Source organism: Bacillus sp. URHA0034 (genome assembly GCF_056280405.1).
The window spans coordinates 5,932,705-5,955,715 of record NZ_JBWCDK010000002.1 but is presented as its reverse complement, the minus strand read 5'-3'; the positions used below and the strand labels follow the sequence as shown (position 1 = coordinate 5,955,715).

At 39.0% G+C, this 23,011-nt stretch carries 25 protein-coding genes, 3 tRNA genes, 2 other RNA genes and 2 pseudogenes; 28 read left to right on the top strand and 4 right to left on the bottom strand.

The window, feature by feature from the left end:
• Window positions 1-96: 96 nt before the first annotated feature.
• A complete protein-coding gene (gene bacA / locus ACZ9EE_RS31000) occupies window positions 97-894 on the bottom strand; it encodes an undecaprenyl-diphosphate phosphatase (RefSeq protein WP_476032428.1) in 798 nt (265 codons plus the stop codon).
• A gap of 230 nt (window positions 895-1,124) precedes the next feature.
• Here bacA and ACZ9EE_RS30995 point away from each other — a divergent pair, with 230 nt between their 5' ends.
• The 17 genes and pseudogenes from ACZ9EE_RS30995 (at window position 1,125) to ACZ9EE_RS30915 (ending at window position 12,200) form a co-directional block, all read left to right on the top strand.
• Window positions 1,125-1,856, top strand: a complete 732-nt coding sequence (locus ACZ9EE_RS30995; RefSeq protein ID WP_476032427.1) for a hypothetical protein — start codon at window positions 1,125-1,127, stop codon at window positions 1,854-1,856.
• Between the two features lie 37 nt (window positions 1,857-1,893).
• Window positions 1,894-1,984 (top strand) — tRNA-Ser (locus ACZ9EE_RS30990).
• A 9-nt stretch (window positions 1,985-1,993) separates the two neighbouring features.
• Window positions 1,994-2,355: a transfer-messenger RNA gene (gene ssrA, locus ACZ9EE_RS30985) on the top strand.
• Window positions 2,356-2,576: 221 nt separating this feature from the next.
• Window positions 2,577-2,652 (top strand) — tRNA-Thr (locus tag ACZ9EE_RS30980).
• A gap of 9 nt (window positions 2,653-2,661) precedes the next feature.
• A tRNA-Asn gene (locus ACZ9EE_RS30975) sits at window positions 2,662-2,733 on the top strand.
• Window positions 2,733-2,817: signal recognition particle sRNA small type (ffs, locus tag ACZ9EE_RS30970), an RNA gene on the top strand. Before ACZ9EE_RS30975 ends, ffs begins: the two co-directional genes overlap by 1 nt.
• Window positions 2,818-2,959: 142 nt before the next feature.
• Window positions 2,960-3,178, top strand: a complete 219-nt coding sequence (locus ACZ9EE_RS30965; RefSeq protein ID WP_476032426.1) for a hypothetical protein — start codon at window positions 2,960-2,962, stop codon at window positions 3,176-3,178.
• A gap of 38 nt (window positions 3,179-3,216) precedes the next feature.
• A pseudogene (locus ACZ9EE_RS30960) lies at window positions 3,217-3,547 on the top strand (DUF1904 family protein).
• Between the two features lie 343 nt (window positions 3,548-3,890).
• Entirely contained in the window at window positions 3,891-5,159 is a 1,269-nt protein-coding gene (locus ACZ9EE_RS30955) for an ABC transporter substrate-binding protein (protein WP_476032425.1), read from the top strand.
• A 9-nt stretch (window positions 5,160-5,168) separates the two neighbouring features.
• Window positions 5,169-6,170 carry a carbohydrate ABC transporter permease gene (locus ACZ9EE_RS30950; protein ID WP_476032424.1) on the top strand — a complete coding sequence of 334 codons (1,002 nt, stop codon included), beginning with the start codon at window positions 5,169-5,171 and terminating at the stop codon, window positions 6,168-6,170.
• The gene (locus ACZ9EE_RS30945) at window positions 6,170-7,000 is read left to right on the top strand and encodes a carbohydrate ABC transporter permease (RefSeq protein WP_476032423.1); all 831 of its coding nucleotides are present in this window, start codon (window positions 6,170-6,172) and stop codon (window positions 6,998-7,000) included. Before ACZ9EE_RS30950 ends, ACZ9EE_RS30945 begins: the two co-directional genes overlap by 1 nt.
• A gap of 35 nt (window positions 7,001-7,035) precedes the next feature.
• Entirely contained in the window at window positions 7,036-7,545 is a 510-nt protein-coding gene (locus ACZ9EE_RS30940; protein ID WP_476032421.1) for a cupin domain-containing protein, read from the top strand.
• Window positions 7,546-7,586: 41 nt separating this feature from the next.
• Window positions 7,587-7,934, top strand: coding sequence for a helix-turn-helix transcriptional regulator (locus tag ACZ9EE_RS30935; protein WP_476032420.1), 348 nt, complete (start codon window positions 7,587-7,589; stop codon window positions 7,932-7,934).
• 127 nt (window positions 7,935-8,061) lie between these two features.
• Window positions 8,062-9,567 (top strand): alpha-galactosidase, encoded by a 1,506-nt coding sequence (gene melA, locus ACZ9EE_RS30930; RefSeq protein WP_476032418.1) that lies wholly within the window; start codon window positions 8,062-8,064, stop codon window positions 9,565-9,567.
• Window positions 9,568-10,018: 451 nt separating this feature from the next.
• The gene (sstT, locus tag ACZ9EE_RS30925) at window positions 10,019-11,257 is read left to right on the top strand and encodes a serine/threonine transporter SstT (protein ID WP_476032417.1); all 1,239 of its coding nucleotides are present in this window, start codon (window positions 10,019-10,021) and stop codon (window positions 11,255-11,257) included.
• A gap of 205 nt (window positions 11,258-11,462) precedes the next feature.
• Window positions 11,463-11,834 (top strand): hypothetical protein, encoded by a 372-nt coding sequence (locus ACZ9EE_RS30920; protein ID WP_476032416.1) that lies wholly within the window; start codon window positions 11,463-11,465, stop codon window positions 11,832-11,834.
• A 45-nt stretch (window positions 11,835-11,879) separates the two neighbouring features.
• Complete coding sequence (locus ACZ9EE_RS30915) at window positions 11,880-12,200, top strand: antibiotic biosynthesis monooxygenase family protein (RefSeq protein ID WP_476032415.1); 321 nt, start codon at window positions 11,880-11,882, stop codon at window positions 12,198-12,200.
• Window positions 12,201-12,395: 195 nt separating this feature from the next.
• On the opposite strand, the gene ACZ9EE_RS30910 is transcribed toward ACZ9EE_RS30915, so the two are convergent.
• Both ACZ9EE_RS30910 and ACZ9EE_RS30905 read right to left on the bottom strand, forming a co-directional pair.
• Window positions 12,396-12,809 carry a hypothetical protein gene (locus ACZ9EE_RS30910; RefSeq protein WP_476032414.1) on the bottom strand — a complete coding sequence of 138 codons (414 nt, stop codon included), beginning with the start codon at window positions 12,807-12,809 and terminating at the stop codon, window positions 12,396-12,398.
• 233 nt (window positions 12,810-13,042) lie between these two features.
• On the bottom strand, window positions 13,043-13,999 hold the full coding sequence (locus tag ACZ9EE_RS30905; protein WP_476032413.1) for a patatin-like phospholipase family protein: 957 nt from the start codon (window positions 13,997-13,999) through the stop codon (window positions 13,043-13,045).
• Between the two features lie 238 nt (window positions 14,000-14,237).
• Between ACZ9EE_RS30905 and ACZ9EE_RS30900 the strand changes: the two genes are divergently transcribed.
• On the top strand, window positions 14,238-15,068 hold the full coding sequence (locus ACZ9EE_RS30900; RefSeq protein ID WP_476032412.1) for a DUF4405 domain-containing protein: 831 nt from the start codon (window positions 14,238-14,240) through the stop codon (window positions 15,066-15,068).
• A 138-nt stretch (window positions 15,069-15,206) separates the two neighbouring features.
• Here ACZ9EE_RS30900 and ACZ9EE_RS30895 read toward each other — a convergent pair whose 3' ends face one another.
• A complete protein-coding gene (locus tag ACZ9EE_RS30895) occupies window positions 15,207-15,446 on the bottom strand; it encodes an HPr family phosphocarrier protein (RefSeq protein WP_476032411.1) in 240 nt (79 codons plus the stop codon).
• Window positions 15,447-15,815: 369 nt separating this feature from the next.
• Between ACZ9EE_RS30895 and ACZ9EE_RS30890 the strand changes: the two genes are divergently transcribed.
• The 10 genes and pseudogenes from ACZ9EE_RS30890 (at window position 15,816) to ACZ9EE_RS30845 (ending at window position 22,992) form a co-directional block, all read left to right on the top strand.
• Window positions 15,816-15,995: a hypothetical protein gene (locus ACZ9EE_RS30890; protein ID WP_476032410.1), complete on the top strand. Its 180-nt coding sequence runs from the start codon at window positions 15,816-15,818 to the stop codon at window positions 15,993-15,995.
• A gap of 226 nt (window positions 15,996-16,221) precedes the next feature.
• On the top strand, window positions 16,222-16,500 hold the full coding sequence (locus ACZ9EE_RS30885) for an autorepressor SdpR family transcription factor (protein ID WP_476032409.1): 279 nt from the start codon (window positions 16,222-16,224) through the stop codon (window positions 16,498-16,500).
• Window positions 16,497-17,123, top strand: a pseudogene (locus tag ACZ9EE_RS30880) (SdpI family protein). The gene ACZ9EE_RS30885 and the pseudogene ACZ9EE_RS30880 overlap by 4 nt, the downstream one beginning before the upstream one ends.
• A 291-nt stretch (window positions 17,124-17,414) precedes the next feature.
• Window positions 17,415-17,528, top strand: a complete 114-nt coding sequence (locus ACZ9EE_RS30875; protein ID WP_215042535.1) for a YjcZ family sporulation protein — start codon at window positions 17,415-17,417, stop codon at window positions 17,526-17,528.
• A gap of 31 nt (window positions 17,529-17,559) precedes the next feature.
• Window positions 17,560-17,715: a YjcZ family sporulation protein gene (locus tag ACZ9EE_RS30870; RefSeq protein ID WP_476032408.1), complete on the top strand. Its 156-nt coding sequence runs from the start codon at window positions 17,560-17,562 to the stop codon at window positions 17,713-17,715.
• 163 nt (window positions 17,716-17,878) lie between these two features.
• Window positions 17,879-18,463 (top strand): general stress protein, encoded by a 585-nt coding sequence (locus tag ACZ9EE_RS30865; RefSeq protein WP_476032407.1) that lies wholly within the window; start codon window positions 17,879-17,881, stop codon window positions 18,461-18,463.
• Window positions 18,464-18,861: 398 nt separating this feature from the next.
• Window positions 18,862-19,806 carry a metal ABC transporter substrate-binding protein gene (locus tag ACZ9EE_RS30860; RefSeq protein ID WP_476032406.1) on the top strand — a complete coding sequence of 315 codons (945 nt, stop codon included), beginning with the start codon at window positions 18,862-18,864 and terminating at the stop codon, window positions 19,804-19,806.
• A 139-nt stretch (window positions 19,807-19,945) separates the two neighbouring features.
• Entirely contained in the window at window positions 19,946-21,115 is a 1,170-nt protein-coding gene (locus tag ACZ9EE_RS30855) for a DUF4317 domain-containing protein (RefSeq protein ID WP_476032405.1), read from the top strand.
• A gap of 8 nt (window positions 21,116-21,123) precedes the next feature.
• Window positions 21,124-21,879, top strand: a complete 756-nt coding sequence (locus ACZ9EE_RS30850) for an SDR family oxidoreductase (protein ID WP_476033164.1) — start codon at window positions 21,124-21,126, stop codon at window positions 21,877-21,879.
• Between the two features lie 219 nt (window positions 21,880-22,098).
• Window positions 22,099-22,992, top strand: coding sequence for an alkaline phosphatase family protein (locus tag ACZ9EE_RS30845; RefSeq protein ID WP_476032404.1), 894 nt, complete (start codon window positions 22,099-22,101; stop codon window positions 22,990-22,992).
• Window positions 22,993-23,011 lie beyond the last annotated feature (19 nt).

Here is a 23,011-nt window from a genome sequence, read left to right as displayed (position 1 = left end):
ATTTGTAAATAAATTCTCTTTTTAAAAAAGAAACATAAAAAAGAAGCCTGTAATCGTTAATCCTGACAGATTAACAATTACAGGCTTCATTCATTCTTAGAGAATAACAAAGATAATGAATAGGGCAGACAATACAATTCGGTAATAGGCGAAAACGGTTAATCCAATTTTTTCTATCAATTTAATGAAAACGATGGCTACTAACAACGCCACCACAAAGGCAGTGATAAAACCGATCGCGAACATCGGAATGTCGCTTGAATGTAAGAAAGGTAAACTTTTAACAAAATCCAATCCTGTGGCACCCACCATAATAGGCAGGGCGACTAAAAAGGAAAATTCAGCAGAGGTTTTATGATTAGCACGAGCTAGTAATCCCCCAGATATAGTGGAACCAGCACGAGAAAAACCAGGGATAACTGCTAAGCATTGAAATAATCCAATCGCTAACGCTTGCTTATAGCTTAATTCATCCACTGTGTTAGCAGTGAAATTGCCATGTTTTTTTTCTGCAAAGATCATTAATATTGCACCAGCGATTAGGCTGACTACCACGACATTAGGTGAAAAAAGTTGATTTTTGATAAAGTCATGTAACACTAGTCCTACGAAAGCAGCAGGGATGACCCCTAAGATAATATGTATGACGTCTAATTTCTTTACTGGCTTTCCAATCGTACTGAAATTTAAAAGTGACAGGAATCTTTTCCAATACAGTACCAAAATAGCCAGCATAGACCCAAGTTGGATAATGACCTCAAAAGTATTTGCCTTTTGCCCCGTAAACCCCAATAAATGACCCACTAAAATTAAGTGTCCTGTAGAGGATACAGGCAAAAATTCTGTTAAGCCTTCTACAATTCCTAAAATAAAGGCTATAATATGTTCACTCATGTTTTTCCTTCTTCCCTTAAATGTTGTTATTTGTTTTTGCATCAAAAAGATACAATTTTCTCTAAAATTATACAAAAAATTTCATCTTCTGCAAAATGAAATATAGTATCCCAAGAACTATAATTCAAGTAGTGCTAATAAATTCACACAAAGTTAAGATTACAATATGATAGGGAATCTAGCAACAGCAAAACAAAAATTAATCAAAACGGAAGTCGATTCAGTAAAAAATGGTTAAGCATGGACTTAATATAGGAACAAAACCACTATTTCCTTCCATTATTAGAAAGGTGGTGACCGAAGTCGAGCCAACTTCGGACAAGACAAAGCCAAAAGAGCCAGATGGTGTCCGAAGTCAAGCCAACTTCGGACAAGGAAGAGCCAAAAAAGCCAAATGGTGTCCGAAGTCGAGCCAACTTCGGACAAGACAAAGCCAAAAGAGCCAGATGGTGTCCGAAGTCAAGCCAACTTCGGACAAGGCAAAGCCAAAAAAGCCAGATGGTGTCCGAAGTCGAGCCAACTTCGGACAAGGAACAGCCAAAAGAGCGAGATGGTGTCCGAAGTCGAGCCAACTTCGGACAAGGCAAAACCAAAAGAGCGAGATGGTGTCCGAAGTCGAGCCAACTTCGGACAAGGCAAAGCCAAAAGAGCGAGATGGTGTCCGAAGTCGAGCCAACTTCGGACAAGGCAAAGCCAAAAGAGCGAGGTGGTGTCTGAAGTCAAGCCAACTTCGGACAGGGCAAAGCCAAAAAAGCGAGGTGGTGTCTGAAGTCAAGCCAACTTCAGACAAGGAAGAGCCAAAAGTGCGAGATGGTGTCCGAAGTCGTGCCAACATCGGACAAGGCAAAGCCAAAAGAGCGAGATGGTGGATTTTTCATGCAGTTTCGACAAAAAATCAACATACCAGGACTTTTGGACTACCAAAATTTACAGCTGGCTTTCAAATGGAAGAGATGATATAGTTGTTCTTGTAAGTTGGCTAACAGAAATTTTTACCACAGAGAAGTACTCAAGAGGCTGAAGAGGCGCCCCTGCTAAGGGTGTAGGTCGGGTAACCGGCGCGAGGGTTCAAATCCCTTCTTCTCTGCCATATTACTATGGGAATGTCTTGGTATCGACAGGGATAGTTTGAGCTTATATTGCGAGTCGAGGGATTCGGCCTCGTAAAAACGATAAAGCCGATAACTGGCAAACAAAACAACAACTTCGCTTTCGCTGCCTAATAACAGCCGATAGCGGTTCCTCTCTCCATCGTCCATGTGGTAGGGTAAGGGACTCATTTTTAGTGGACTACGCCGGATTCCGCTGTCTGAGGATGAAGGAAGAGAACAATCAGACTAGCTGCTTCCATGCCTGTCAGTAGGCTAAAGAAGTCATCGAAATTAATACTACTGACTACACTCGTAGAAGTATAAGTGGCAATATCTTTGCACACGGGTTCAACTCCCGTCATTTCCACTAATTTTTTTTAAAAAAATCTTGATTAGATTTCGTGTAATTTGTATAATATATTCATGACGAATGGAACATTGCCGGTTTAGCTCAATTGGTAGAGCACGACCGAATAGGCTGCTTGAATAGCCTTCAGCATACTGACCGAGCTACTGCTTGCATAAGCATTCTGAGGTCAGGATGACGCTAACTATCCAGCGTGTTCAAACCTTTAACTTCTCAAATTATTTGCCGGTTTAGCTCAATTGGTAGAGCAACTGACTTGTAATCAGTAGGTTGGGGGTTCAAGTCCTCTAGCCGGCACCAGCAAAATATTCCGCAGTAGCTCAGTGGTAGAGCTATCGGCTGTTAACCGATCGGTCGTAGGTTCGAGTCCTACCTGCGGAGTCATAGTCCAACAAAGACACTGGGAACAGGTCAGGGCGGGAACGCAGCAGCCATAACTAGTGAAATTGTGTGGACTATTACATAGGACGAAACAGAAAAACGCTAGACTCTCAATGAGTTTAGCGTTTTTCTTTTACTTTAAGCATCGAAAATGATTAAATATAAAAGCGACAACCAGAATTTACTATTGAGTCAAATGTCTAAAAGTAGAAAAGGAGTTGTTAAAATGAACAGTGATAAAGATGTCATTTCCTTTAGTGCCAATAAAAAATGGCTGGAAATCCCTGAAGAAACACGTAGAATGCTGGAAAAGAATGTTTGGTGCAGTTCTTGTTCAGAAGCAGTTACCATTGAAAAATATATCGTTGAAGACTCACCTCATGGCATTGTATTGCGTGGTCAATGTAAAAAATGCGGACATGCGGTAACAAGGGTGATTGATTAACGTTACTTACACCTATACAAGCTTCTGGAGGAAATGTTATGCCACAATTAATTTTTAAAGGGATTTCAGTAGATAAAGTCAAAAATATCAGTACTCCGCTAGTTATGGAATTTAGCTAATCTTTGTCAGTGTGAAACCGACAATTTCACCTTAGAAATCATCCAGTCTACCTTCGTATTTAATCAAAATGAGGTCGAGGGTTTTCCTTTTATCGAGGTAAAATGGTTTGACCGAGGTCAGGACATACAAGATCAATTTGCAGGAATCATTAGAAAACATCTCCAATCCATAGGTATTTCTGAACTAGAAGTTGGCTTTTCAATATTCTTGGAGTCTGCCTATTATTTAAATGGGAAAAATTTCGCTTAAGGCCAAGGTTTTTGAAGATATCTACCGAAGCAGCACAACATTTGTGCTGTTTTTTTGTTTTTCATTTTATTAAAAGGTTAGGATTTTATACATGGATGGTGTCAGGAAGTTAGGATTGTCTATTGAAGTACACTTTTATCAAAAAGTATAATAGTGAATAGATTTAAGATTAAAAATATTCTAACATTAAAAAAGGTGGTGAATGACTAATCGTACATAAATGAAATATATAATCCAGAAGTTGTAACCGCTTACAATTTTATTTATTTTTGAGAAACACATGTTTCTAGATCTCATTCATTTATTGTCTGAAAGATAATACCATTAAAGGGGAGAGAATCGAATGAAGCAAGCTTTCATGAAAGCAGCTGGTATACTAGTTGTGTTTGTACTGATGTTATCCTTAGTCGCTTGTAGTTCAAAGTCCAGTTCAAGTGCGGACGGAAAGATTACCTTAAAGGTCCTAGATTGGAATACAACCAATAAGAAAGAAGCTCAAAAGGCCCTGGTTGAGGCAGTCAAAAAGAAACTTCCGAACGTAACACTCCAATTTGAAAATATTAATTGGGACAAGGATTTCAACTCTGTCATGCAAACAAGAATTGCCGGAAAACAACTTCCGGATATTGTCATGATTAAGGGCGGCGATCATCCCAAATATGCTCAGTTTTTAATGGACTTATCCAATGAACCGTTTATGAAAGAATTTCCAGATGATGTCCGTAAAACTCTTCAAGTAGATGGGAAAGACTACGCTGTACCATACACAGCCAATTTCCAAGGGGTTTTTTACAATAAACAAATCTTTGACGACAACCATATCCAGATTCCTAAAACTTGGGCAGAATTAATGGAAGTTGCCAAAACGTTAAAAGATAAGGGAATCACTCCATTTACCTCTCACTATAAAGACTATCAAATGGGTAATTCAGCGAACCAGTTTGCTACTTTAGAAGTATTTTCTAAATATCCAGAATGGGGATCTGATTTACAAAAAGGAAATGTTTCCTTTGCCAAATCACCAGAATATAAAGTAACCTTCCAACATTTTAAGGACCTCTATGAAAATACAGAAAAAGATCCATTCGGAGTAGATTTTACCGGAGCAGCTGATATGTTTGCCAATGGAAAAACAGCGATGTGGATTATTGGGACATGGGCTCCTGCCCAAATCTTCAAGAATAACCCTGACTTTAAACTCGGTTTCTTCCCGACACCTGCTGTTGATGCCGAGAATACGAAATTAATCATGCAATCTGATTATACCTGGTCGGCCAGCAAAACAACGGAACATCCTAAAGAAGTGAAAAAAGTATTGGAAATACTCGCAACAGATAAGAATCTAGCAAAGGAATACATTAACCAAGTTCAAACTCAGAGCTTGCTTACGGTTGTCGTTCCAGATGTGAAAAGTGACTATGTGAATGATATTAATCAATATAAAAACGCTGGTGTTATCGATGCGAATATCGGCAATGTCCAAATTCCATGGCCGTACCAACAACAATATACAACGTATATTGCCGAGTGGCTCTTAGGGAAAAAGACATTGGATCAAGCGTTAAAGGCAACCGATGATTTCAAATCAAAGGTTAAATTCCAAACAAAATAGAGATTGTAAATGGAAAAGGGATTAATTTCTCTTTTCCATTCATTAAATGAAGCCTTCGGAGGTGTTCTCGTGAATATTAGTCAAGGAGATCCACAGCCGCAACTATTAACAAACGAAAAGATTCAGACAAAGCGGGCTACTAGAAAAACACGGTTTAAAAATAAAGGATATTTCTTGTTATTGATGCCCCCGTTAGTCGTCTTTATCATTGGGATGATTATTCCACTCGGGATGGGAATCTATAATTCTTTTACCGATTGGGATGGAATCAGCCTGACTAAAAGCTGGGTCGGGTTAGCCAACTATGTAGAAATTTTTAAAGATGATATCTTTATGAAAGCTTTTAAATTTACCTTCCTGTTTATGATTTTTAACACGATGATTCAAAATGTCGCTGCTCTGCTCTTTGCCGTAATTTTAGATAGCAGCATTAAAGCCAAAAATCTCTACCGGGTGATTATCTTTTCTCCGGTCTTATTAAGTCCGATTTTAGTCGGCCAAATTTGGACCAAAATGTATGGTGATATCTTACCAAGTTTGAATGATATCCTTGGAACCAGTCTTAACTTCTCATTATTTTCAAGTCCTGATAGCGTGCTAAGTGGATTATTGATTGCGAATAACTGGCAATGGATTGGTTATTGGATGTTAATTTATTTAGCTGGACTGCAGGCGATTCCGAAAGAATTATACGAAGCTTCGACAGTTGATGGGGGAAATTGGTGGCAAAAGTTTTATCACATTACCATTCCCATGTTAGGGCCATCTATCACCATCTGTACGATTGGGATTGCAACGGGCAGTTTGAAAGTATTTGAGTTAATTGTGGCCTCCACAAATGGCGGACCAGGTGACTCTTCACAATCACTGGTCATGTATATTTTTAACAGTGCCTTTACCTCCCAAAGAGCAAGTTATGCTTCTGCGATGTCGGTGATCTTCCTTATCGTCTTATTAGTCTTTGCCTTTATTCAATTGAAAGTACTAAGAAAAAGAGAGGTGGAATTATAATGGCTGGTAAATACCGGTTCGGTTCCATTCTTTTGCAAGTATTTATTTCCATTGTGGCGATCGTCTATTTAATTCCATCCTTGATTGTATTCCTGTACGCCTTAAAATCCCAACAGGAAACGTCTAAATCTTTTCCACTTTCATTGCCTAACCATATTGAGTGGGGAAATTTTTCAAAAGCGTTAGAAGCGTTAAACTTCTGGCAAAGCCTTGGCAACACAGCCCTTTTGACGATTTGTTCCGTTGTCTTGATTATCCTTTTGAGCAGTATGGCTGCTTATGCGATTGCCAGGGGAGCAACGAAATTCTTTAACTCTGCCTATGTTTTTTTCTTAGCAGGGATTCTTATCCCCTACCAAGTCATCTTTGTGCCGATGTTTACGTTAGGCAGTAATTTAGGCTTTATGAATAATTTTGCTGGAGTTATTTTTCTTTATGTGGCTACAAATCTACCATTTGCTGTCTTTGTTACGACTGGATTTATGAAGACGATCCCTAAAGAGGTGGAGGAAGCGGCGGCGATTGATGGTTGTTCAGTGCTGCGAACCTTCTGGCTGATTGTCCTGCCGATGTTAAAACCAGTAGCGGCTGCCCTAACGATCATTTTATCCTTACAAATCTGGAACGATTACCTCATGCCGCTGTTGTTTTTATCGGAAAACAATATGAAAACTTTAACCGTTATGCAATCGCAATTATTTTCTGCCTTCAGTACTGATTTTAACACTGGTTTTGCTGGAATTATCTTGTCCTCCTTACCGATCTTACTATTGTTCATTTTTATGCAAAAGCATTTTGTTAAAGGAATTACGATGGGTGCTGGCAAATAATTGACTATAAGATTTTTGACCAAGAGGAGGCCGAAATGAAGACAAGCAGTCTATACGAGAGCGCGTTGACACGAGGGGAGTTTCTTCCAGAGGTTGTTGCCTATTATTATAAACAATGGGATAACTATAACATGCCATTTCATGCTCATAATCAGGTCGAAATTATGTATGTCATTGAGGGCCATGGTTGTGTCGAAATTGAGGGAGAGTCACTTTCTATGAAAAAAGGGGAATTCATCATTATCGATGCTGAAGTGACCCATCGCCTGGTAGTAGAGAAGGGAAGCCCTTGCCGGATGCTAAACATTGAATTTCGTTTTCATGAACGAAAAGGGTTTTTCCCATCAATCAAAGACTTTGCGGAAGAGGACCAGGCCTTTGCTCGTCTATTGAAAATGAATGCGCCTTATCTTCTCTTAAAGGATCCAAATGAGGTTTATTTTGTCTTAAAAAACCTAGTATTGGAGATGGATGAAAGGGGCAAAGAGAATCTATTAATGGTGCATCTTCTGCTCTCCCAACTGCTAATTGGATTGCAAGATTAGCGGATGAAACAAGGGCAAATGAACCGCAGCAGCAAGCTAATGTGTATGTCAAACAAGTGCTTACTTATATTCATGAGAATTATGATTGTGATATCCAGATGAAGGATATCGCGGCAGATGTGAATCTTCATCCAGGTTATCTACATAGAATTTTTAAAAATCATACCGGCTTAACCGTGATGGAATACCTTACCTCTGTCAGAATGGAAAAAGCTAAAATGCTATTATCGGAAACGGACATCCCTTTAATTGAAATATCGGATTACATCGGGATTAACAGCAGGCAGTATTTCAGTTCTCTTTTTAAAAAATATGCGCACCAGACCCCGGTTGAATATCGAAAAGCGGCGATGCGAAAAAAGGAATTCGCTTCATGGGAAAGAGTATAAGTCCGTTTGTTCAGATAAGTAAGGATTTTATAAATCCGCTTTCAAAGGAAGTTACGATTTTGGTAACGTTTACACCTATGAAACTGTTAAAATTTCTATAAATCTATCATTAAAGGAGAGTTAGCCGATGTCATTTAAAGTAGCGTTTATTGGAGCAGGGAGTATTGGTTTTACAAGAGGGCTGTTACGGGATCTGCTTGCTGTACCAGAATTTAACCAGATCGAAGTGGCTTTCACGGATATCAATGAGCGTAATTTGCAGATGGTTACCGAGCTATGTCAGCGTGATATTAATGAAAACGGGTTGGAAATCCAAATTCACTCTACCCTTAATCGGCGCGAAGCCTTAAGAGATGCAAGGTACATTTTTTCCGTCGTAAGAATTGGCGGACTAGAGGCCTTTCAAACCGATGTGGATATTCCATTAAAATATGGGATTGATCAATGTGTTGGCGATACGCTTTGTGCAGGCGGGATCATGTATGGCCAGCGTGGAATCGCCGAAATGCTAACCATTTGTAAAGATATTCGCGAGGTAGCAGAACCAGATTGCCTGCTCTTGAACTATGCTAATCCCATGGCCATGATGACATGGGCTTGCAATAAATATGGCGGAGTGAGGACGATTGGACTTTGCCATGGTGTCCAGCATGGCCATAAACAAATAGCTGATGTGCTTGGGTTAACCAAAGAAGAAGTGGATATTGTTTGTGCCGGGATTAACCATCAAACCTGGTATGTTCAAGTGAAACACAACGGGGAGGATCTGACCGGTAAGTTACTGGAAGGTTTTGAAAACCATCCCGATTACAGTCAAAGCGAAAAGGTTCGAATTGATATGCTTCGTCGATTTGGGTATTACAGCACCGAGTCTAATGGGCATTTAAGCGAATATTTACCGTGGTACCGGAAACGTCCAGAAGAAATTGCCGAATGGATCGACCTTGGTGTGTGGATTAACGGGGAAACAGGAGGGTATTTACGAGTCTGTACCGAGAGTAGAAACTGGTTTGAAACAGACTTTCCGAACTGGATGAAAGATCCGGCTCTTGAATATAAACAAGAGAATCGCAGTGAAGAACATGGCTCTTATATTGTCGAAGGATTAGAAACGGGCAGAGTCTATCGGGGACATTTCAATGTTGTGAATAACGGAGTCATTTCGAATCTGCCTGATGATGCGATTATCGAGGCCCCAGGATATGTTGATGGAAACGGAATTAGCATCCCAAGGGTGGGTGACCTGCCAATGGGTTGTGCAGCCGTTTGTAATGTAAGTATTTCCGTTCAGCGGCTTGCCGTGGAAGCAGCTGTTAATGGGGATGACATGCTCCTGCGTCAAGCGATGATGATGGATCCGCTTGTTGGTGCGGTTTGTAATCCAAAGGAAATTTGGCAGCTAACAGATGAAATGCTAGTCGCTCAGGAAAAATGGCTTCCGCAATATAAAGAGGCTATTGAAAAAGCAAAAGCAAGGCTTGCCTCAGGAAATCTTATTCCGACTAAGCAGAACCAAGGTGCGGCAAGACTTCGTGTGAAGACCGTCGAGGAAATGGCCCAAGACAGAGAAGCAGCCAACCGGGTTGCTGGTGAATCCGACAAAGCCAAGGAACGTCCTACAGCTGTTAAGTAAAAATGCAAAAAACAAGCAAGAGAATGGTACAGGATTTCCTGTTCATCCTCTTGCTTTTTAATTGACTAAAATCTCCTATCAAACAGAATCCACCTCCCGAGTTACAAACAAAGGTGGTTTTCCTTACCAATCAGTCCAATCCCCATACCGAGTAACCCCCCTATCAAACGAATTGAATTTATTTCCGAACGTTCGTATTTTACTATTTACCTTATATAATCCAAAATAACGAATTCAACAATAATATTGTAATATAAATATATATTCATTATAATAGTAAAAAAAGAAGTTTAACATATTCACAAAATCCGAACATTCATGTCATAATTACATTTAATTGTTCAGATTTCTGTTTCATCAGGTAAGAACACACCAGTGAAGCAGGCCGATATACATAGATAAATCGGCAACGGACTGATGAAAATTTTACTACTATTAGGGGGAACCATCATTGAACAATGTTATCAAAAAATGGAATCAAATTAGTTTAGTTAAGCAAATTATTATCGGTTTGATTATCGGTATCATTCTAGCCGTAACCATTCCTGAAACAGCAAAACCCATTACCATCCTTGGTTCATTATTTGTAGGTGCCCTTAAAGCAATCGCACCCGTACTCGTACTCTTCTTGGTTATGTCAGCGATCGCGCAACACAAAAAGGGGCATCAAACCAACATGAAATCGATTATCATCCTGTATCTTTTAGGAACCTTTTTAGCGGGATTAATTGCCGTGATTGTCAGTTTTATCTTTCCTGTCAGTATCTCCCTTGCAAAGGGTGCGGAGGATGTAACGGCTCCTGGCGGTGTTGTCGAAGTTCTTAAATCATTATTGTTGAACGTTGTCGATAACCCTGTTAAAGCAATCTATAATGCCAATTATATCGGTATTTTGGCTTGGGCAGTCCTACTTGGAATGGCCTTAAAAAATGCCTCCGATACAACAAAAACGTTGATTGCTAACTTTTCAGATGCCGTATCCAAAATGGTGACATGGGTCATCAAATTCGCGCCATTTGGTATTATGGGGCTGGTCATCGAATCGGTTACCGCAAATGGAATCGGGTCTTTATTAAGTTATGGTAAATTACTAGCTGTATTGATTGGCTGTATGCTCTTTGTTGCACTTGTAGTCAATCCAATCATCGTGTTTGTGAACATCCGTCAGAATCCATATCCACTGGTATTTAAATGTTTAAAGGAAAGTGCCATTACCGCTTTCTTTACCCGCAGTTCGGCTGCCAACATTCCAGTCAATATGCGATTATGTGAAGACCTGCAATTGGATAAAGATTCTTATTCGGTATCGATTCCATTAGGAGCAACCATTAATATGGCCGGGGCAGCAGTTACGATTTCGGTTCTGACACTTGCTGCGGTTCATACATTAGACATCCATGTAGACATTCCAACAGCGATCATCCTTAGCGTCTTATCTGCTGTATGTGCTTGTGGTGCCTCAGGGGTTGCTGGCGGTTCACTATTATTGATCCCATTGGCATGCAGCTTATTTGGCATTCCAGCCGATGTTGCCATGCAAGTAGTCGGAGTCGGTTTTATCATTGGTGTGTTACAGGATTCTTTTGAAACGGCCTTAAATTCTTCTACTGATGTCCTATTTACCGCAACCGCTGAATTTAAAAAATGGCGTAAAGAAGGTAAAGCAATAGAAATCAAAAAAGTATCCTAATCAAGGAAACTATCGATGCATATGGAGGAAAGTAAATAAGATTGAGTTGAAGCTGCCAAATTTGGTAGCTTTTTTAATTCTCAGGATAGATAGTTATAAACCGCCTAAAATTTTTTGAAGTTTCATTTGACTTAATGTATACAATCGTATACATTATAAATATAACTTGTGTATACGATTGTATACACCGAAGGGAGCTGCTTTTATGAAAAACGATGAATTTCAGGATCCTAATCAAGACTTCCACCCTAGAGGGAAACGTCGTAGAAAAGACCATGATCATCACCATCGTGGTGCAAAAACGTTCCGGCGAGGTAGAGCCATTGCGTTCTTAGAGGTGATGAACTTGAAACGATCTACTTTAAAGAGTCAACTCGATGCTCCGGAATTTGAATCCATTAAGCCCATCTTAATCGGTGAATTAAAAGCGATTGAAATGGTCATTAGCGAATTTGCGCAATTATTTGAACTTCACGAAGTAGAAGCAGCGGAAACAGAACCTCATCATACGGAAGAAGAAATGTCTTCCATACCTGATACAGAATCTTTAGATAGCAGTGAGAAAAAAATGGACTAATTCTTGTCCATTGTCGTTATTACCAAAAAGAATGGGGATGTATTTATGTTCGTTCAATTAAGAAAAGTAACCGTGGCAGAAGGAAATGCCGAACAAGTGATCAAACAGTTTGGTGGAAAAGGGATGATCGAAGAACAGGAAGGATTTATTGATTTAACGGTCATGGAGAAAAAGGTCCGAAAAGGGGAAGAAGAAGTCGTCGTCCTGATTCGCTGGGAATCTGAGGAATACTGGAAACAATGGGAAAAGAGTGATGCCCATATCGCAAACCATAAAGCAAACCTCGGTAAGCCAAAACCAGCCTATATTTTAAATACAGAAGTTGGGAAATACGAAGTAAAGGCAGTCAAAAAACCAGCTAATTAAAGGAGAAGGAGCCAAATGGTTCCTTTTTTAGGAATAAATAAAAAAAGACTCCAATCCGCGAATATCACGTCATCAAGAGTTCTTTATCCATACGTTTTAGGCGGGTTAGGATGTACTTAGCGTTCACTGATTTTCACCCTCCTCTGAAGAAGGGTGGTGTCATTAGCCCTTCCCAAAGCACCTCTTATGAAACTTCTATTCTGAATAATCCTTATTAATCTCCGAATCCTCATTATCAGACTCTTCGACATGTTCAGAAGCTGAAGCGATAATGCTGTTTTTCACTTCGCTGTCCCTTACCTTTATTCCTTGCTGTCCCCCTAATTCATCATTGTTTTGCCCGGCAATTCCACTTCTTCCATTTCCATCTGCAAATTGTGATTGTTTATTTGCGGTATGACTATGGTTTTTGGCGTTTTGCCCACCTTGATTGGCATTCATACCCACATTCCTATTGATCTGTCCACCGCCTTCTGCTCTTTGTTCAATATGAATTTCCTTATTTCCAAAATTTATATTGTATTCAATATTGATATTAATAACCATTTTTTCTTTATCGTGATTATCAGAAGATTCTTCTTTTAAATCTTTTTTATCGTTCTCTGGCATAGGTAAACATTTCTCCCTTCCTTATATTACTATAATGTATGCGAGTTTTCTGACGATGATTAGACAAGTTATCCAGAGAAAGGAGGGTTCTTTAGTATTTTCAACGGTATTATTAGTTATTGTATTGTAGAAGAACTGAATAAATAAATAAATAAAACAGCCAGGTTGGCTGCTTTTTATAAAAAATCCAAATGCTTGTAATAAAACCCAAAATGCAATCAGATTATTTTTATTTAGTCCCAATTTTTCTCTATAAATTCAACTGCAGGTTGTAAATTGGTTCTGTTAGCGATTTCAATGAGAGCGGGTGCTATAGAAGGGTCATTTTTGGAGACGTTAGGGATCCGTGGATTTAACCGAAAAAACCGATCTTCTAGTAATAGAGAACTGACCATGGATTCATAGAAACTGCTTCCATTACCGACAACCGAGAGAAAGGGGAGTAAGGGTTCATTGGGTCCTGGGTCGAACAGAACCCCCCAATTTGGAGGAAGATCCTCAAGATTTTCGGGGCGTATGTTATTGGAACTCACCATCCCCCATCCCCTCGTATCTCTTCTTAACTGAGTCGGGGTTTCACCTGTCCCAATGGATAATACCGCAATTTGATCAATCGGCTGTTTGGCTTTACCTACTGCAAACGAAATTGCTGCTGTACTAGGGTTACTTGCTACTACATACCCATCCAAATAGTTTTGATAGGCTCGTTGTGTGGCGGGAGCAGCGCTGCTCCGTAGGATTACATCACTCGCTTTCTCATCTAAATAGGGAGAGCCAGGAAAGTTGTGGAATAACACAGGATTCCAACGATTCAGCTCTGGTGAGAATAATTGAAATGAAGGGACAACAATTCGTTTTCTTACGTTTCTGAGAAGAAGGTCTGGTGGGAAAAATGTTTGTACTGCTTTAATAAAACCAGAATAGGGTAATTGCTGGTTAAAAACAGGTCCGCCTGGTCGAGAAATGCTGTATGCCGGTAGGATTTTTTCCTTAAAATACTTGAATGTCTCCTTCGGGGATCTTCCACTTGCTAACGCAAGAGCAATGAATGAACCGATTGAAGTACCCGAGAAAACATGGGTCCGACTAATTAATTGTGGTGCCTGTTTAGCCAGCCTGTTTAAAAGTTGTAAACTTAAAGCACCAGCTGTGCCGCCTCCATCAAAGGACATGATCCGGTATTTTGTCAAAGCTGATTTCTCCTTAATCTGATTTAAAGTATGATTCAGTATATGTCTGTCTCGTGTCTGTTGTATGGTTGTTTAACTAGACAGTCACACCTGGACCTATTATTTATGAAGGAACGGGGATATTAACGATATTATTTACGAAATAATAGCCATTTTTAACGATTAGTTAAGGTTTTCTTAAGCTTTTCCCCCTAAAATTTGAAACAGTTCAGGTGACTTATTATATGGAGGAATTGATATGAAAAAAAATTATACAAAGATTGTACTCGATTTAATGATGGCAATCACGTTTGTGCTACTAATGAATCCAAGAGTATTAGACGGGTTACCCTTTCATGAAATCGCGGGTGTGATCATCGGGGCAGCCATTCTAGTCCACATCGGATTAAACTTTCGCTGGGTGATAACGACAACCAAAAAGATCGTTGACCCGAAGCTGCCTAAAAAAACTCGATTTAGTTTTATGCTAAATATCCTGCTATTAATTTCGATGGCAACCGTTATTATAACTGGAATTCTCATTTCAAGGGTTGTTTTTCCAAGCCTTGCGATTCAAGGGGGACACTCGATACGCGGTATCCATGGTCTCTCAGCTGACGCTACACTTGCGTTAGTGGGACTTCACATCGGGGTCCATTGGCAATGGATCATGAGTATTTGTAAAAGAGCGTTTAAGTCGAAGGAAGGAAAATTTAGAAAGGGTGTTCTTGCATCTGTTGTTCTATCTCTTGCGATTTTAGCTGGTGGAATACAGTGGTTTGCTTCAACAGCAACTCCAAGCGTGGGTGATTTCCCTAAGGAACCAATCCAGCAAAGCGGCCAGTCAACCACTAATGTGGGCAGTGGTACAACCAGCCAAAATCCACCTAACGGAGATTTCCAAAGGGAAAAGTTCGATCATGATGGAAGAGGCGGAAAAGAAGGACATGGTGGCAACAGCAATCCGTTCCTCGTTGTTCTTAACTATTTTGCCATTTGGGCAGCGATTATTATTCCGACTTACTATCTAGAAAAGCGAATCTTAAGGAAAAGACGGAGATCTAATCATTTACATCCGAAAGTATCCTAATGGACTGTAATTCTAATAAGAGCGGTCATTTTCCTGCAAATAAAAAAATAGCAGAGCTGATTCATCAATGAATCCTCTGCTATTTTATTGGAAAGATTGTATACAATCATAGAAATCGCCTAGAGTTGGCTGTACTTTTTATATCAATAAATTTACAATTGCCTTCAATGCCTCTTCATCGTCATCACCTGTCGTCGTGATGGTCACTTCAATTCCCGCTCTAACGATGGTAAGGACACCAATAATACTTTTGGCATCGACCGTGAAATTCGCTCTTTTAATTTTTATATCGCTTTCAAATTTATTGGCCGTTTCAATAAACTTGATTAATTCATCTACCGATAGGTTTTTTTTAACTGTAATGTCTTTCACTCTCATGTTCAGTCTTCTCCCGTGAATGTTATTTAGCTAATAACAATTATGTTGGCTATATTTTTGAAACCTCCCCTTAAAACTTAATGTTATAAACTTTCTACATACGAATTGATTTTTCCTGCCGGTTTAATCAATTGAAAAAACGTTCTATTTAAAGTCTTCTTCCTAACATATTAGAGTAGCTCCATTAGATGTAAGGTTTCATTTAAATGTTATTAAGAAGATAATTTTTATCGGTGTAGTTCATATCCGGAGGCCACATAAATAAAAGAGAAATGGAGATAATTAAGACGGTTATGAAATAAACGTGATTATGGTTTACCGGAAATAAGCTAACGTTCGTCAAAGTATCTTTAGGAAGAAGGATGTAAGATGGATCAAAGCAAACAAAAGACGTTCTCTGTTGAATATGAGTTAGGTGGGGTCACTTTTTATAAGAATGTAAATGCTGCAAGCAAGGAAGACGCGAGGAATCAGATTCAAGCACAACAAACAAACGCAACCATTCATGGTGTAGCGATTATTGAAGAAAATGAAAACTATGCAGGGTAAAAGTGCTTTGGGCAAGAACTGAACAATTACTCTTTAATGGTATACGGTAATCCGTATGCCATTATTTTTTAGTATCCTAAAACAGAAATAAATATTTAGAAATTCATCTAAATATTGAAGATAAAATATTGACCTTTTGTAACACTAGGAATATTATATATTTAGAAAATTATCTAAATACCTAACAAGTAGGGCTGGGATTTTTAACAGGAAAAGAGGCTTTAACATGAATGATGCTTTTAAGGCATTGTCCGATCCGAGCAGAAGGAAAATTCTTCACTTACTAAAAAAGAATGACTTATCTGCAGGAGAAATTGCTGACCATTTTAATATGACCAAGCCAAGCATTTCTCACCATTTGAATTTATTAAAGCAAGCGAATCTGGTCGATTCGGAAAAAAAGGGCCAGCAAGTTATCTATTCTCTCAATACAACTGTGTTTGAAGATGTTGTCACGTGGTTTATGGACTTTCTTAGAAAGGATGAAGAGGGGGATTTGAAATGAAAAAATACGGGTTTGGATTGGCTGTCTTACTAATGAGCATCATTGTAACGTTTATTTCTTATCCTTATTTACCAGACCAAATCGCTGTGCATTGGAACTTTAAAGGTGTACCAGATGACTATGATCATAAATCCTTCGGTTTATTTCTATTACCTGGAATCATGATAGTTTTGTATCTTCTGACGAGTGTCTTACCTAAAATTGATCCAAAGAAAAGTAATTTTCAACGCTTTCAAGGTCCCTATTTTCGAATTATGAATGGAATTTTATTATTTCTGTTCTTAGTTCAGATTGTGCAAATTACCAGCGGATTAGGAATCGTCAATCCAAAATACGTGGTTCCCCAACTTATAGGATTATTATTTATCTTTATTGGCAACTTAAGCCCCAAATTCAAGCCTAATTATTTCGTTGGGATCCGAACACCATGGACCTTAGCCAATGAAGATGTTTGAAAAAAAACGCACCGGTTTGGGGGAAAGGTGTTTGTGATAACAGGTTTATTACTGTTATTGGCCCCCGTTGTACCAGCTGCCATCCAATCAACTTATGCTTTGTCCGTAATTATCATTTGCGTAGTCCTTATTGTTGTTTCCTCTTACTATTTTTTTATCAAACTATAAAGTGAACTCCCATAACTGGGAGTTTTTTTTTGCATCTGAAAAGAATAGTCGGACGAGATTGATTTTGCTGATCTTAATTAAGCTAAACTCAAAGTTAAGTGCCCACTTTCAGACTTTATTCCACTTTTCGAAAAATGGGCCATCGTTATTTTAAGGATATCCGGGGGTAAAAATTGGTGAAACCATTGTATTCTCATACAAAAAACACGATAAGACACATTTGGAAAAGCCCTTACATCTTTTGAATTAATTCATACATTGTATGGAGTAGTTGCAAAGGAGGTTTTTAATATGGATGGAGCAGGATACGGCGGAGGATTCGCCTTAGTGGTTGTACTGTTTATTCTTCTAATTATTATTGGTGCGTCCTTTATGGGCGGAGGTTACGGCGGAGGATTTTATTAATAAAAAACAACAATAGAAAGGGGATTTTCTTATGTTCGGTTACGGAGGATTCGGCGGATTTGGTGGCGGCTGTGGAGGCGGTGGTTTCGGCTACGGCGGCGGCGGATTTGGTTACGGCGGCGGTTTTGCATTAATCGTAGTATTGTTCATTTTGTTAATCATCATTGGAGCAACTGTCTTTTATTAATTCAAAGCAATCAACTTCATCTCGCTGAAATGAGAAAAAGCCCTCTAGGGCTTTTTCGTTTTTTCAGTTATCTGCTTTATTGCATGTTGAAAAAACAAATGTTTCATTGCTCCTCCTTGCGGGTATTGTTAATAAGGACTACTCGTCCAAAGGAGGAATTTCAATGTATGAACATGAAAAGAACCTGGTGGGAGTTTACGATACTGAAAATGAGGCCATCCAGGCGGTCGAAGACCTAAAAAGGCAGGGTTATGCACCCGAGGACATTTCGGTAATCGGGAAAAACAAAGACACAGTAAACGATATTAATGATGCCACTGGTACGAAGACGGAAGAAGGTCTGGCGGCCGGAGCGGCAACAGGCGGCGCGCTTGGCGGGCTTGTCGGCCTACTGGCGGGCGTAGGGGCCCTTGCGATACCAGGTGTCGGGCCGATCTTAGCAGCAGGACCAATTGCCGCAACCCTAACAGGGGCAGCTGTCGGGGCAGGAGCAGGCGGATTAGCAGGCGCTTTAATTGGAATGGGTATTCCTGATGAAGAGGCAGACCGTTATGAAGGCTATGTGAAAGAAGGTAAAATCCTTGTTGTAGTAAAACGACGTGAAAACCTTGTAGGTGATGGTCATTTTAATGAAGGTACCAACGTGCATCTTCCAGATGGAAACCTGACATCAGATGATCCAACTAATACGGGGATCACTTACAATGATCCAGTTACCACTCGGATGGACAACAACAGAGGTTTTTAATCATTGAATATGATAAGGTGCTAGTTAGTACCGGGCTAGTATTGAAGTGGAGTATACTATCTCTTAATTTATCAATATGTATAATAGTAGTAAAAGAGAGCTGTCCTTGTGGCAGCTTTTCTTTTTGCACGTAAAGTTTTAGGTAGGCTGGCTTAGAAGGGTTACGAACATTCGGGCTTCAAAAAAATTTTTTCATTTCAATCTATTAACAGGCACTTATAGTTCAATCGATTTCATAAAAATTTCATGATTGACATAAAATTATAATCGTTATAAGATTTAAGTCGTAACAATTACGATTTGTTAATCACTTATTATCTTCAACAATGCAAAATAATTATCCTCTTTAAATCGTAATAATTCCTAATTATAGATACCAATGGAGGTAAAAATTGATCATGAAAAGACTTATTATTCCTTTACTAATTTTTCTAATGTTGGTAAGTGGCTGTTCCAACGCAGCTTCAACAAATAGTGAAAAAACGAGTGCAGGTTCCAAGAAACTGCATATCGTCACTACTTTTTATCCCATGTATTATTTTGCTAAAAAGGTAGCTGGCAGTTCAGCAAACGTTGAACTATTAATACCAAATGGGGTAGAACCACATGATTGGGAGCCAACCGCACAGGATATGGCCAAAATTCAAGATTCCGATTTGTTTATCTACAATAGCCGTTACTTTGAAACCTGGACCGAAAAGGTAATGAAGAGTATTAATGATTCCAATTTAAACGTTGTTGAGGCTTCAAATGGAATAAAATTGATGAATGCACTAGATTCAGAGGAAGACGACGGTCATCATTCCGAACATGCCGCTAGTAAAGATCCTCATGTCTGGCTTTCTCCTGTGTTAGCTCAACGGGAGGTAGACAATATCGCTAAAGCTTTGGAACAAGCAGATCCCAAAAATAAAGACCAGTTTCAAAAAAACGCTGTGTCTTTAAATTCGCAGCTTGCTGATTTAGACCGCGAATATAAAGCGACCATGGACAAAGCAAAGAATAAAGAATTTGTTACCCAGCATGCCGCTTTTGGCTATTTGGCCAAACAATATGGCTTAACTCAAATTCCGATTGCTGGATTATCACCTGATGTGGAGCCCACACTAGGAAAATTAGCTGAATTAACAGATTTAACAAAGAAGAAAAATGTAAAGATTATTTATTTCGAACAGCTCACCTCTTCAAAAGTAGCAGAAACGTTAGCTAATGAAATAGGGGCCAAAACAGAAGTGTTAAATCCTTTAGAAGGATTAACAAAGGAAGAACAAAAACAAGGTTTAGACTATGTAGATGTGATGAGAAAAAATCTAGAGTCATTAAAACTAGCATTGTTAGATTAGTTGTCTATTAGGCTATTCAAAAGTCAGGTACTAGGGGACTTTTAGAATAGCCTTTTTAGTTCTTCTGTTAGTAAAATAAATGTCAAGTATTACTATTTTCTTAACTGAACAGTATAATCAGAAATGGGAGTTGAAACTAATGAACAAAAAAGATATCGCTAATATCCGAAAACAATTTAAACTAGACAATTATCAATTGCAAATTCAAGAAATCTTTAATGTGTATGTAAAAAAAGAAACCGGTGAGATCTACCACCAAATTAGCCAGCCCTTTCAAATGTTAGAGCATGAAGCACAGGAATTGTTTTTAACAAACTTTAAAAAGGTTTTATCAGGTCATCTTGATGCCAAACTGTTTGAGCTGAAATTCAGACGTGATGTGGAAGACAGCACACAGACCATCCTGTTCGAGGGATTACGGACAGATTCACCTGATGAGTGGCAAGAAAGCATGCTGCGGATCGTCGAAAAAATGTTTGCTCATGCGGTTTATGAATTTGATACCGTAGTGACGTTTATCCGCGGTGAATATCGAATGGCAACTAAGAAACGGAATTTAGAATCGGAGGAAGGCGGGGATGATGAGGTTTATTCCAGCGAGTTTATCCTCTGCAGTCTTAATAAAACCGATCAGCCTAAAAAAGCTTTGCTGTTTGATTACATCGAGAAAGAATTCAAATCAAATAACGCCGTTGATCCGATTATTAATTTAACTGCTCCGTTATCTGGTTTTCTTTTTCCTGCCTTTAATGAAAATTCTGCCGATGTGAACCATATTCTCTATTATGGAGGAAAAGTAAATCAACCGGATGATTCCTTTATCGAGCAGGTTCTCAACTGCGAAGAAATTATTACTGCGGTGGAGGATAAGGACAGCTTCGAACAAATTTTAAAGATCGTCATGGGTGACGAAGTGGATTCCAGGGTCATTTCAAATGTCTATGAAGAAATCGATAAGATCGTCCAGGAATATGAAGAAAATGAAGAAAGCGATGAAAGTGAATCGCCGATGTTGGATTCTCGGGATATTGAACATATTTTAGAAATCAGTGGTGTGGAGGATGTCGATACCGCCAAAGTGGAACATGCCTTTAAAAGTGTCGTAGACGATGAAAAACATGAAATTAAAGCCACTAATATCCTTCCAAAATCGATTAAGATTAATACAAAGGTGGCAGATCTATCGGTTAGCCCGAAGGAATTGAAAAATATTCAATATATTACTTACAATGGAAAACGGTGCCTATTAATCGAAATCGATGAAGATGTGATCGTTGAAGGATTTAAACTGGAGACAAGGCAACTCTAATGGGTGTTATGGGACAAGTTCAAAATAAAATTGCACTCGTCACAGGAGCAAGCAGTCCACGAGATATTGGTACAGCCATTTGCAGGAAATTCGCTTCACAAGGTTTACATATTTTCTTTACTTATTGGAATTCTGAGACTGCTTGGATTGAAGAATTCGTACAAACGATTACCAATATGGGAGTCCGTTGTGAAAGCTTAAAAATGGATTTATCAAATGCTGAAGCTGCCTTTAAAATCCTTGATTCAGTGGAAACGAAACTAGGTTTTCCTTCCATCTTGGTAAATAATGCGGCCCATTCAAAAAGTGATGGGTATTTAGGCTTCGATGCGAAAACACTTGATGAACATTATGCGGTAAATATGAGATCCACTTTTCTGCTATCTGTGGAATTTGCCCGCCGGTTTGAAAAATCGGATTTAGAGACAGGTAGAATCATTAATTTAACATCAGGACAAGATTTAGGACCAATGCCTGGGGAGCTGGCCTATGCGGCAACTAAGGGTGCTATTTCAGCGTTTACCAGGTCGATTTCACAAGAACTTGCACCATTAGGAATTACGGTTAATGCTGTAAATCCGGGACCAACAGATTCAACTTGGATGACGGATGAAATAAGAGAGCAACTGCTGCCTAAATTTCCAATGGGACGTATTGGATTACCAGAAGATGTCGCGCGGATTATCGCTTTTCTTGCTAGTGATGAAGCAAAATGGATAACTGGTCAAGTTATAAATTCAGAAGGTGGATTTATTCGAGGGTAGAACAAGTCAGTGAAACGGAAGGAAAAAAAGCTGTATCAATGATCAAAATGGTCATTGGGACAGCTTTTTTTACTTAAATACTGTATGAACATTAGGTCAGATTAAGATTTGAAAGATAATATTGATCAGTTTGCAGGTTTTGGATTGCCAGCCTGGTGATATAGTAGAATATAGATAAGAGGGGCCACGGGTAATTTTCATTTTTAGAACTGAAAGGAGATGCAGAAATCATTGTGGAAGAACTGGAAGCTTTTATGTGTTGGGATCATGCTGTTATTGACGGCTTGTAATCAAAATGAGCACAAGAAGGAAACTACTCAAGATAAAACCGTACATAAAGAGGAAGAAAAAGCGAGCTTTCCGAAAATTGATCATATTTTAATTGTGGTTGAGGAAAACCATTCTAAAAGTCAGATTGCCAATAACTCATCCGCGCCTTATATGAATTCCTTAATGAAGCAGGGTGCTAATTTTACCAATTATCACGCGATCCAGCATCCTAGCCAGCCCAATTACTTGGCTTTGTTTTCAGGGTCCAATCAAGGGGTAACGAATGATAAAATGCCAAGATCTAAATTCTCTGCCGATAACTTAGCGAGTGAGCTAATCGAGAAGAATTACTCATTTAAGGGGTATTCAGAGGGACTGCCTTCTGTCGGCTATGATAAGGAGTCAGCTGGAAACGGGTATGCCCGGAAGCACAACCCTTGGACAAACTTCACTAATGTACCTAAAGAGTCTAATCAACCATTTAAAAATTTTCCGAAGGATTTTTCTACCTTACCAACCGTCTCATTTGTCATCCCAAATCTTGACTATGATATGCATGACGGTACTATCCAGGATGCAGATCAATGGTTAAAAGACAACATTGATCCGTATGTGCAATGGGCAAACACACATAATAGCCTTTTGATCGTTACATGGGACGAAGATGAAGGATCAGAGAAAAATGTTATACCAACCTTCTTTGTGGGACCAATGGTAAAACCAGGAGTATACAATGAAAATGTTAATCACTATAATTTATTAAGAACTATAGAAGATATTTACGGGTTATCTCATGCAGGCAAGGCAAAAACTAGTGAACCCATCGAGAGTATTTGGCAGTGAGTCTAATAACAGACATTAT